The 9,227-nt window shown below is 61.7% G+C and carries 10 protein-coding genes and 1 pseudogene; 5 read left to right on the top strand and 6 right to left on the bottom strand.

Annotated elements, in window-relative coordinates; genetic code table 11:
- Positions 1–326: 326 nt before the first annotated feature.
- From Q0K15_RS09655 to Q0K15_RS09640, 5 genes and pseudogenes are all read right to left on the bottom strand, one after another.
- Positions 327–806 (bottom strand): S1 RNA-binding domain-containing protein, encoded by a 480-nt coding sequence (locus tag Q0K15_RS09655; RefSeq protein WP_130848279.1) that lies wholly within the window; start codon positions 804–806, stop codon positions 327–329.
- Between the two features lie 58 nt (positions 807–864).
- Entirely contained in the window at positions 865–1,143 is a 279-nt protein-coding gene (ftsL, locus tag Q0K15_RS09650; protein ID WP_294515640.1) for a cell division protein FtsL, read from the bottom strand.
- A gap of 232 nt (positions 1,144–1,375) precedes the next feature.
- Positions 1,376–1,633: pseudogene (yabQ, locus tag Q0K15_RS11170) on the bottom strand (spore cortex biosynthesis protein YabQ); the annotation flags it as partial.
- A gap of 6 nt (positions 1,634–1,639) precedes the next feature.
- Positions 1,640–1,930 (bottom strand): sporulation protein YabP, encoded by a 291-nt coding sequence (gene yabP / locus Q0K15_RS09645; protein WP_130848281.1) that lies wholly within the window; start codon positions 1,928–1,930, stop codon positions 1,640–1,642.
- Positions 1,931–1,993: 63 nt separating this feature from the next.
- Positions 1,994–2,533 (bottom strand): biotin transporter BioY, encoded by a 540-nt coding sequence (locus Q0K15_RS09640; protein WP_294515639.1) that lies wholly within the window; start codon positions 2,531–2,533, stop codon positions 1,994–1,996.
- A gap of 139 nt (positions 2,534–2,672) precedes the next feature.
- Between Q0K15_RS09640 and Q0K15_RS09635 the strand changes: the two genes are divergently transcribed.
- The 5 genes from Q0K15_RS09635 to Q0K15_RS09615 all read left to right on the top strand — a co-directional run bounded on the left by Q0K15_RS09635 (position 2,673) and on the right by Q0K15_RS09615 (position 7,516).
- On the top strand, positions 2,673–3,668 hold the full coding sequence (locus Q0K15_RS09635) for a biotin--[acetyl-CoA-carboxylase] ligase (RefSeq protein WP_294515638.1): 996 nt from the start codon (positions 2,673–2,675) through the stop codon (positions 3,666–3,668).
- A 16-nt stretch (positions 3,669–3,684) separates the two neighbouring features.
- Positions 3,685–4,197, top strand: a complete 513-nt coding sequence (locus tag Q0K15_RS09630; RefSeq protein ID WP_294515637.1) for a transcription repressor NadR — start codon at positions 3,685–3,687, stop codon at positions 4,195–4,197.
- 116 nt (positions 4,198–4,313) lie between these two features.
- The gene (locus tag Q0K15_RS09625) at positions 4,314–5,420 is read left to right on the top strand and encodes a PTS sugar transporter subunit IIC (protein ID WP_294515636.1); all 1,107 of its coding nucleotides are present in this window, start codon (positions 4,314–4,316) and stop codon (positions 5,418–5,420) included.
- A 261-nt stretch (positions 5,421–5,681) separates the two neighbouring features.
- Positions 5,682–6,977, top strand: a complete 1,296-nt coding sequence (locus Q0K15_RS09620) for a hypothetical protein (RefSeq protein ID WP_294515635.1) — start codon at positions 5,682–5,684, stop codon at positions 6,975–6,977.
- Positions 6,978–7,006: 29 nt separating this feature from the next.
- Positions 7,007–7,516, top strand: a complete 510-nt coding sequence (locus Q0K15_RS09615) for a hypothetical protein (RefSeq protein ID WP_294515634.1) — start codon at positions 7,007–7,009, stop codon at positions 7,514–7,516.
- Between the two features lie 92 nt (positions 7,517–7,608).
- Here Q0K15_RS09615 and Q0K15_RS09610 read toward each other — a convergent pair whose 3' ends face one another.
- The gene (locus tag Q0K15_RS09610; RefSeq protein ID WP_294515633.1) at positions 7,609–8,898 is read right to left on the bottom strand and encodes a trypsin-like peptidase domain-containing protein; all 1,290 of its coding nucleotides are present in this window, start codon (positions 8,896–8,898) and stop codon (positions 7,609–7,611) included.
- Between the last annotated feature and the right edge of the window lie 329 nt (positions 8,899–9,227).

The following is a 9,227-nucleotide window of genomic DNA, read 5'->3' as shown; positions in this document are numbered from 1 at the left end:
CCCGCCGGACCTTTCGGCTGTCCATGGCCATGGCGGAAGTGCCCATACGGCAAACAGGGCGCGGCCCTACAGACCGCATAAAAATGCCGTTACTTTCCCGGCCCGGGGCGGGCCGGAAAAGTCCTCGCTCCGCTCGCTGCATCCACAGTGTGGATGCAGGGCGTTCGATCCCACGCGAGGCGGGCTGCCGCCCCCTCGCGCTCCCCCGCCGGACCTTTCGGCTGTCCATGGCCATGGCGGAAGTGCCCATACGGCAAACAGGGCGCGGCCCTACAGACCGCGCCCTGTTTCATTCCTGTCAAGCCACCCTATGCGGTGGGGTCGCCTTACCGGCGGCCGCCGCCCCGGCGGCTGCTGCGCTTTTCAGTATACTTCATCTCGGAGAGCTTGCTGTCCGAGGCCTGCATGAAATGCTTGAGCCGCTCCTCAAAGGTCTCCGGCTCACTGGGCTGACGGCTGAAGCCGCCCTGACGTCCGCCGCCCTGACGGGGGCCGCCGAAACCGCCGCTCCGGGGTGCGCCGCCCTGACGGGGGGCGCCCGGTCCACCGGTCCGCTGGGGCCGGGGCGGGGGATCCATGGCCTTCTTGATGGACAGATTGATGCGGTTGTTGTCATCGATGCCGATGACCTTGACCTTGACCTCCTGTCCCTCCGTGAGATGATCCTTTACGTCATTCACGTAAGTATAGGCGATCTCGGAGATATGCACCAGACCCGACCGACCGCCGGGCAGCGACACGAAGGCGCCGAACTTCGTGATGCCTGTCACTTTTCCTTCTACAATAGAACCTACACCAAACTCCATACTACTTCCATGATCCTCCTTGAATTTTCACCCGGTCTCTCTCTGAGCAGACGGCCCGTCAGTTGGTGATGACGATGACCTTCTCTCCGGGTACCACCAGGCCTAGTTTATCCCTGGCGATGTCGGCAATCCGGTCGGGATCGTCGGGATTGGCCACGTCCTCGGCCAGATCGGCGTTGACCTGGGTCTGCTCGGCCACCTGACGGCTCAGGGTGTCCCGCTCGGCCTGGGTCTGACGGATCCGGCTTTGCAGGTTGAGCAGAGACGTGGCCAAATAAATGAGCAAGGCCAGAATCACCAGCTTGGTGAGCAGTCCGGCTTTCTTGGTCTTTGGCATGGTCTCTCCCCTCCCATCTCCCGTCTCTGGAACGGGTAAGGTCGTCCATCTCTCCGGGTATCAGGTTAAGTTTATACCATTCCCGCCGATAATGGAAGTATTTTTTTGCGAAATTCTGAATTTTTTTCCCAAGCCGTGCAGCCTGGTCCACCGGCAGGAGGATCAGGCGCAGCAGCAGGGCCGCCCCGTCGGCGGCCAGCCCCACCACAAACAGGGCGGGCGGACTGAGCAACAGAAAATAGAGCAGCGCCCCCAGGAAGAGGGCTACCGCCATATAGATGCGCACCTCGCCGCCGCCGGCGGCGGTGGCGTAGCAGAAGAGGCCCGCCGTGACCAGGCCCCAGAAGCCCAGGTCCAGCAGGGCGCCCACCAGGGGGAGGCGGAGGCGCCGCCGCAGGACCCGAAAAACGTCGTAGACCAGGCCCAGACACCCCCCGAGGGCCGCCGCCCCCAGGAAGGTCCGGACCTGGTCCGCCAGATCGATGCCCATGGCCAGCTACCGGAACAGACGGGCCAGGAAGCCCGCCCGGGGACCGCCGTCATCCTCGTAGGTGAGGGAGTCCACCATCCCCTCCACCCGCAGGTCGCCCCCGTCCAGGCTCAGCTTTTCGATGTGGAGCTCCTCCCCCCGCACCACCAGGGTCCCCAGGGAGGTGCGCATGACGATGGCGTTCTCGTCAAAGCTCTCCACCTCCTCCACCCCGGACACCGAGAGGGAGGCCCTCCCCTCCAGGATCACGTGGTGGTCCGCCGCCTCCTGCCGCGGCCGCTTCTCCTCATATTGCATACCCTTCCCGCCTTTCCCGGTTTTGCTACCAATATATGGGTAAGGCCAATGGGATATGCCCCCTCAGCGCCGCTCCAGCGCCCGGCGCAGGGGCCGGTAGAGAACGGTGACGCCGGCGATCTTCAAAAAGTCTCCGGGGAGGAAGATGAGCATGCCGCTCCACAAAAGGGCGGGGAGGGCCATGGCACTCTTCAGATATACGTTGAGGATGAGCCACATATAGGGCAGGCCCACCAGGTAGAGGGTCCCCAGCCCGGCCAGGGCGGCCAGGGCCACCCGGACCGGCCCCGGCTCCCCCCGGCTCACCATGCCGATCACCCAGGCGGCGGGGATGAGGCCCAGCAGAAAGCCGAAGCTGGGCTGGAGCACATAGCCCAGGCCTCCGCCGCCGGTGAAGATGGGCAGGCCCACCAGGCCCAGGACCACATACACCACCTGGGACACCGCCCCCCACTTGGGCCCCAGCAGCACGCCGGAGAGGGCGGTGGCAAAAAAGAGCAGGGTAATGGGCACCACGCCAATGGGAATTTTGATAAAGTTGGCCGCCGCCGTCACCACGGCGAAGAGGGCGGCCAGGGCCAGCATACGGGTCTGATCTCTCATGTCTGTGGGCTCCAATCGTAAACTTAATTTATTTTCCGGTTTACAATATCACATCCCCGGCCGTTTGTAAACCTTTTTTTCTCTTTGGTTGACCATCCTTCGGTCAGGAGGTATAATGGGCGGGAAAGGAAGTGGGTCCATGCTTCAGGATGAGATCTTGTCCCTGCTGCGCTCCGAGCCGGAGGCCTACCGCTCCGGAGAGGAGATGAGCCGGCAGCTTGGGGTGAGCCGGGCGGCGGTGTGGAAGGCGGTGGAGGCCCTGCGCCGGGCGGGGTACGAGATCGTCTCCGCCCCCAACCGGGGCTACCGCCTCTCCGCCGCCCCCGACGACCTGCGCGCCGGGGAACTGACCGCCGCCCTCTCCGGCCGCCTGGTGGGCCGGGAGGTGGTCTGCCTGGACACGGTGGACTCCACCAACAGCGAGGTCAAGCGCCGGGCCGCAGACGGGGCGGCCGAAGGCCTGGCCGTCCTCTCCGACGAGCAGACGGCGGGCCGGGGCCGACGGGGCAACGCCTTCCAGTCCCTGAAGGGGAAGGGATTGTTCTGCTCCGTTCTCCTCCGGCCCCGGGTGCCCCTGGACGCCCTGGGCCAACTCACCGCCTGGACGGCGGTGGCGGTGTGCCGGGCCATCGAGGCCTGCTGCGGCCTCACCTGCGGCATCAAGTGGACCAACGACATCATTCTGAACGGCAAAAAGCTCTGCGGCATTCTCACCGAGCTGGAGTTCGAGGCCGAGAGCGCCGCGGCGGTGGCCGTGGTGGTGGGGATCGGAGTCAACGTGGGACAGACCGAGGCCGACTTCGGCCCCGACCTCTCCCCCATCGCCACCTCCCTCACCCAGGCCCTGGGCCGGCCGGTGCGCCGGGCGGAGCTGTCCGTCCACCTGCTCGCCGCCCTGGACGAGATGTACGCCGCCTTCCCCCAGGGGAAGGACGCATATCTGGCCGAGTACCGCCGCCGGTGCGTCACCACCGGCCATGAGGTGGCCCTGGTGGGGCCGGACGGCGGCCGGGAGCCCGCCTTTGCCCAAGAGGTGGACGACGACTTCGCCCTGGTGTGCCGCCTGCCCGACGGCAGTGAGCGGACGGTGACCGCCGGCGAGGTGTCAGTACGGGGGCTGTTAGGCTATGTCTGAAGAACGGAGGGAGCATATGAACGCCGGTGTACGCCGGGAAAGACTCATGAAGCTGCTGGAGGAGGCCGACCGGGCGGTGAGCGCCACCGCCCTGGCCCACACCCTGTCGGTGAGCCGCCAGATCATCGTGGGGGACATCGCCCTTCTCCGGGCGGCGGGGGAACGGATCACCGCCACCCCCCGTGGCTATGTACTGGACCGCAGCGCCGCCGGGGAACTGCGGACGGTGGCCTGCCGCCACACCACCCCGGCAGACATGGCCAGGGAGCTCAACATCATGGTGGACAACGGCTGCACCGTGGTCAACGTCATCGTGGAGCACCAGGTCTACGGGCAGCTGGTGGGCCAGCTAGACCTATCCAATCGGTATGATGTGTCGGAATTTATACAAGCCGTAGAGGCTCATGGGGCCAGACCCCTGTCCGATCTCACCGGCGGCATCCACCTGCACACCCTGCGCTGCCCCGACGAGGGGGCCTACCGCCGGGTGACCGCGGCCCTCAAGGAGGCCGGCATCCTACTCACCTGACAGAGACGGCCCATGGGAAAAAGCTTGACTTTTTCCCATGGGCCGTTATAATACTATCTTATGTCAAGACACCTATCCAGACAACAACGATACATAGAGAAGGAGCTGGCGCGAATATGGAAGATTTGAAAGGCTTCCTCCAGCGGAAAAACATTGTGATCTCGGCCCGGCGGTACGGCATCGACGCTCTGGGTGCCATGGCCCAGGGCCTCTTCTGCTCCCTGCTTATCGGCACCATTCTGAACACCCTGGGAAGTCAGTTCGGCATTCCCTTCCTGACGGCCCAGATCATCAGGATCAACGACGTGGGCTACACCGTGGGCGGGCTATGCTCCTTCATGAGCGGCTCGGCCATGGCGGTGGCCATCGGCTACGCCCTCCAGGCGCCCCCCATGGTGCTCTTCTCCCTGGTGACGGTGGGCTATGCCTGCAACGCCCTGGGCGGGGCGGGGGGACCGCTGGCCGTCCTCTTCGTGGCCATCATCGCCGCCGAGTTCGGCAAGGCGGTGAGCAAGGAGACCAAGATCGACATTCTGGTCACCCCCATCGTCACCATCCTCATCGGCATCGGCGCCGCCTGGATCATCGCGCCCCCCATCGGCGGCGCGGCCAACGCTTTCGGCCAGCTCATCATGCGCACCACCCTCCTCCAGCCCTTCTGGATGGGCATTCTGGTCTCCGTGCTGGTGGGCATTGCCCTCACCCTCCCCATCTCCTCGGCGGCCATCTGCTCGGTGCTGGGACTCACCGGCCTGGCCGGGGGCGCCGCCGTGGCGGGCTGCTGCGCCAACATGGTGGGCTTCGCCGTCCTCTCCTTTCGGGAAAACGGCTGGGGCGGTCTGGTGAGCCAGGGCATCGGCACCTCCATGCTCCAGATGCCCAACATCGTCAAAAATCCAAGGATCTGGCTCCCCGCCATCCTCACCTCCGCCATCACCGGCCCTCTGGCCACCTGCTTCTTCGGTCTGGAGATGAACGGCGCCCCCATCAACTCCGGCATGGGCACCTGCGGCCTGTGCGGACAGCTGGGGGTGTGGACGGGCTGGGTCTCCCCCAGCGAGCAGGCCATCGCCAACGGCGCTCTGGCCATTGTCCCCACTGCCTTTGACTGGGCGGGCCTCCTCCTCATCTCCTTCGTCCTCCCCGCCGTGCTGTGCTGGGCCTTCGGCCTCTTCTTCCGAAAGATCGGCTGGATCAAGGAAGGCGACCTGAAGCTGGACTGAGGGGCATGCGAAAAGGGTCTGTTTCAAAATAGGGCAATGAAAAAAGAATGGCTGGACAGCCCGGAAAAAATTTGAACTGCACCCATTTGGATGCTCTGGCCGGGCCAACAGAGTTTATCCATGGCAGCGGCGGTCGGAAAAGTGTGGAACAGAAAAAGGAAACCAGCTTTACTTTCTCCAAAATAAGCCGATATCACATAGGGATTATTGGGTCTAAATATCCGAATGGGAACTTCTTTATATTCTAGGAGGAACCAAAAAATGTATATCGGTCAATTCCGTGCAAATCAGTGGCTGAAAAGCACCTGGCTAAACAATATTGGGATGAAACAGAACAACTCTATTGTGTCCGCCACCCTTTCACAGACGCAGATGCAGCCGAAAGCCGAAAACCGGGACCGGGTGGAATTGAGCGGCGCTTATCCGTGTCTGCCTAACCGCCTGCAAGTGCTGGAAACGCCGGAAGCGACACCAATCAATGCTAAGCTTGATCTGGCAGCGGATCTTCGGCCTGCTTCGGAGAAAGAGTACACAGAAGAAGATGCCCTGATGAATCAGTATATGAAGCAGTACAGGCTGAGCTTTGTCAAAGCAGGGGATTCCTATGTGCTTGACCCCTCCAAGCCGGTCAAGTTGATGACAGAGGGACAGGTCAGCCAGGAGAGCCTGGATGCATTCCGTGCCAAGTTGGAGGCAAACGGACTGGGGAATGAAATCGACTGGCGTGGTGTACAGGAAGATTTTGCGCGTATGGACATCCGCTTTGATAATGCCGAAAGCTTTGAGACCAAGGCAGACTATCTGGCGTCTCGTTATGCGGTGTTGAAGGACCGCATTCAGACCCAGTATACCGGTGAAACGCTGGAACAGGAAATGCAGACGCTGGATCGCTTATACACAAAGAGCAAGGAAGAACTGGCAGATTCTTACGCTGAAAACATCGGCGGCTTCTATGAGGAACTGGGACAGTCCGGTGTCTCTGAGAAAATGCGGGAGAGTGTTCTGGCTGCCATCGACAGCAAGGCGGACGAATACAGTATGTATCTTACGGAAAACGACATTTATGCAGATATCACCGACCCCAGCGAGCAGTGGCTGAAACAGGATGACGGCTACATGGCGGCCAGGCTGAGAGAAAGCGCTGCTGCGTCGTCGGCAGAACTGTCTGCCGCACATGCAGCCGGCGACACGGCCCCATACAGTGCGGAGGATTTGGCCTTTGCCGCCCTCACTGCCAAGGGGCTTTCCGGGCAAATCAAGAATCCCGAATGGGGTGTCAAGGAACCAGCAGAAAGCGACGCTGACCTTGGCAAGTACCTTGCCCAGCAGTATCACGCTCTCACAGGCATGATGGAGGATGCAGGCGTCAGCGATTCCATGTCCCGGGTCGTAAAGGATTCCTTTGAGCCGTTCATAGATAAATTCCTGGATGCGCTGGATGAAAAAATCGACCACAACCGGGAGCGGGTTTCGGAAAAGTCCTGGCTCACTGGATTTATCCGCACAGAGTACATCAACCGCCAGGAAGTCTGGCAGGTATTTGGGATGTTTCAGTAACAGGATACCCAGGGAAGGTGGTACCACTCATGATCAATGCAGTCAATCCCTCCTATGCAGGGGCAATTCAGTCTTACACAAAGTTTAACGCATCCGCCAAGCTCTCTGACAGGACCTGCTTGCAGGCTGCCGCACAGAATGGGGGAAAAAACGGGCAGGCAAAACAGTATGACAGGCTGGAACTGTCGCCAGACCAGAGCCGGGTCACCCTGAATGTTCCAGATGAGATCACAGTTGAAATTCCAAGGGCATGGACGATTATGGGCAAAACCATGCAAAGTTTTAACCATCATCTGCAATGGAGCTTAGATGAGGCGGAACGCAGAAATCTGTCTTTTGGTGATCGGCTGACGTTTCTGAAAGAAGAAGGCCGGAGCTGGGTGGAAAATAAACGGCAAAATGACCCTGAAATGTTTGCAGCATGGCTGAAAATCAACAAGTATTCCATTGAACAGGGCGAGGCCGATTTGGTAGGCTTACCCGCTGATTTTACCATAGAGGATTATGACTCCTATATGAAAAACTATTTTCTGCCATAAAAAGCCAGAAACGATATCCTTCTTTGGGGGCTTTCACAATTCAATATCCAAAAAGGGAGCGCTGCAGAATAACGATCTGCAGCGCTCCCTTTTTACTCTTCCAGCTGATACTGTTCCATGAGCGTCACGCAGACGTTGAGGGTCTCCTCCCCACGGCGGACCTCAAAGTCGATGGCGTCCCCCGCCTGAAGTTCATCCCGGATGGCCAGCAGGTCGTCGTTGGTGTGCAGGGGGGTACTGTTGGCGGTGAGGAGAATATCCCCCTCCTCCAGTTTGCCTTCGGCGTCGGAGCCGGCGGCGACACTCACCACCAAAAGGCCCTGGTCCACACCGTACTCCTCCTGCTCAAAGTCGTACATAGGCCGGACAGTGACCCCCAGAGTGGGCCGGCCGGTGACCACACCCTCGGCAATGAGGGCATCCACCACCGGCTTCACGGTGGTGGTGGGGATGGCAAAGCCCAGGCCCTCCAGGGTGTTGTCGGAGACGTTGGAGATGAGCTTCATGTTGGTGATGCCGATGACCTGCCCCTGGTCGTTGACCAGAGCGCCGCCGGAGTTGCCGGTATTGAGGGCGGCGGTGGTCTGGAGGAGGGTCATGGTGTTGCCGTCCACCTCCATGTCCCGGTTGATGGCGGACAGGATGCCGTCGGTCATGGTGCCCCTGAGCTGCTCTCCCATGGGGTTGCCGATGGCCACCACCGTGTCTCCCACCACCATCTGGTCGGAGTCTCCAAAGACAGCGGGGGTCAGGTCGGTGGCCTCCACCTTCAGCACCGCCAGATCGGTGCTCTCATCACTGCCCACCAGCTTGGCCTCAAAGCTCCGGCCGTCCTCCAGGGACACGTCAGCCCGGAAAGCCCCTTCAATGACGTGGGCGTTGGTGATGATGTAGCCGTCGGCGGTCATGACCACGCCGGTGCCCTGGGAGGCGCCCATGGGCAGCAGGGCGGTGATGGACACCACCGAGGGACTTACCTGCCGGTAGATCTCCTGGAAGGAGAGGGGGACCGTCTCCGGCCGGTTCGCCAGGGTCAGGGTGGTACCATCCCCGTTGGGGTAACGCTGTAGCTCCAGGTCCACTACAACTGTCTGCGTGTTTTCCATATACCCCTCTGCCGGAGCCATGGCGCTGATATCCAAGGGCCGGGCCTGGATGGCCAGGGCCACCGCCAGTCCCCCCAGCACCAGGGTGAGACCCAACAGCACCGCCGCAGCGCCTCGCTCGGAGCGCCCCTTGCGGGGCCGCCGCTCCTCCGGCGGCTCCGGGACCGGCTGGGGCTCCGGCCCCGCCGGCAGATCCCTGACGGGTTCCTCCGCCACCTGGGTAGCCGGGCAAGTGTCGTGCGCTCCGTCCGGTCCGTCGTAATAGTAGTGGTACATGTGGTCCCTCCTGTCCAGGCGATCACGCCAGGGTCAGCGTGAAGGTGAATTCCGTCAGGCCGTCCTCACTGGTCACGGTAATATTTCTCCCCAGCCGGCAGGCCGGCCGGGGACCCCTGATCTCACTTCCTCGACGGGAATGAATCCCGCCTGCGGCAAGGCGCCGTGCAGCGCCGCCTTGGACGCGGCTGACGCCGCGCCGCCCCTGAAGGGGCGGAGAAAATATCCCCGCTTCCTCCGCGTTATGCCAGAGTCAGCGTGAAGGTGAATTCCGTCAGGCCGTCCTCACTGGTCACGGTGATATTTTCTTTATGGCTGTTGAGGATGGT

It is taken from the genome of uncultured Intestinimonas sp. (assembly GCF_944387245.1).
Lineage (GTDB): Bacteria > Bacillota > Clostridia > Oscillospirales > Oscillospiraceae > Intestinimonas.
The sequence above is the reverse complement of the archived record's forward strand: the minus strand, read 5'-3'. Positions and strand labels throughout refer to the sequence as shown.